Origin of the sequence: Corynebacterium sp. HMSC036E10, from assembly GCF_001836265.1 — a bacterium.
GTDB classification, from domain to species: domain Bacteria; phylum Actinomycetota; class Actinomycetes; order Mycobacteriales; family Mycobacteriaceae; genus Corynebacterium; species Corynebacterium coyleae.
In genome coordinates this window covers 1-464 of sequence record NZ_KV827931.1, presented here as the reverse complement: position 1 = coordinate 464, position 464 = coordinate 1, and the positions used below count along the sequence as shown (strand labels likewise).

The following is a 464-nucleotide window of genomic DNA, read 5'->3' as shown; positions in this document are numbered from 1 at the left end:
GCCATGGCACTGAAGTCGCCGATTTCAAGGTTGTCAGCAGCAATACGCGGAGTATTGATTTTCAGTACGTCCCAGTCGGCGGGGACAACCGCGTTGCCGTTGGGGGTTTCAAGCAGGTATGGCTTTTCCGAGTAGTTGAACTTGCCAAACTGGTACAGGTAGTTCATCACCGAGTCATACTCCGGCGCCATCGGAAGCGAAACACCCTTAATAAGGTCACCGACGGTGTCGTTGGCACCCCAGTGGCGAAGATCTAGAGTGTGGCCTAATTCGTGCAGGATGGTGTTGCGCAGTTTTGCATCTGATCCCATCAGGCGGTTATTGGCGATGAAAAGCGAGTTATCGCCAACCAAGGAAATACCCGAGGCGTAGTTACCTTGATCAATCTGATCACCGATAACCCCGATGCGGAAGATGTTGTCACGCTCGCCTAAGAACTCGTCGATGTTGTCGAGCAGTTTGTA

At 52.2% G+C, this 464-nt stretch carries 1 pseudogene; it reads right to left on the bottom strand.

Annotation, left to right across the window (positions count from 1 at the left end):
* A pseudogene (locus HMPREF2736_RS12300) lies at positions 1 to 464 on the bottom strand (hypothetical protein); the annotation flags it as partial.